Annotated in this window: 1 protein-coding gene; it reads right to left on the bottom strand. The window is 73.9% G+C overall.

Features of this window, described 5'->3' with window-relative positions; translation table 11 throughout:
- Positions 1-725, bottom strand: a 725-nt coding sequence (locus ACLEQD_RS44700; protein WP_410391966.1) for a M56 family metallopeptidase, incomplete at both ends; no start/stop codon positions are given.

The following is a 725-nucleotide window of genomic DNA, read 5'->3' as shown; positions in this document are numbered from 1 at the left end:
GCCGCCGCACGCGGTCCTTCAGCGAACCGCCCAGCGCGGACAGCGCGGGGCCGCTGGCGTCCATTCCCTGCGACCGCAGCGCCTCCAGGGCGGTGAGCGCGCGGGCGTAGGGGAGGGCGCCGGGGCCCTGGCGCACGGCGAGGTCGTCACAGCAGTTCTCGCGCTCCACGCGGATGACCTGGGACATCCACCACACGGCCGGGTGGTAGAAGAGGAGCGTCTCCACCAGCGTCTGCACCACGTTCACCGCGAAGTCGTGACGGCGGATGTGGGCCAGCTCGTGGGCCAGCACCAGCTCCAGCTCGCGCACGGCCAGCCCGGTGAGCGTGGCGGTGGGGACCAGCACCACGGGCTTCAGCCAGCCCAGCGTGGACGGCACGTCCAGCTTCGACGACACCAGCAGGCGCACCGGGCGCGTGAGGTTCAGCCGCCGCGCCAGCACCTCCAGCCGCTGCTGCCATTCCCACGACGCGTGCACCGCCTCGTCCACCTGGCGGCGCAGCCCCAGCCAGCCCTTGAGCAGGCGCAGCGAGGACGCCGCCACGCCCATGCCCCAGGCGAGCACCAGCCAGGGCAGGTGTTCGCCCACCTGCTGGAACATCCCCTCCAGCAGGGGCAGCGACGGGGTCTCCTTCATCGGCATGGACCGCCGCGAGGGCCGCTCCACGCGCGTGTGGAACGCCGGGCCCGGGAGGGGCGCCGCGATCCGCTGGACGGACGCCGCG

The organism is Corallococcus sp. 4LFB (assembly GCF_046520365.1).
Taxonomy (GTDB): Bacteria; Myxococcota; Myxococcia; order Myxococcales; family Myxococcaceae; genus Corallococcus; species Corallococcus caeni.
This window is presented reverse-complemented; position numbering and strand designations above follow the sequence as displayed.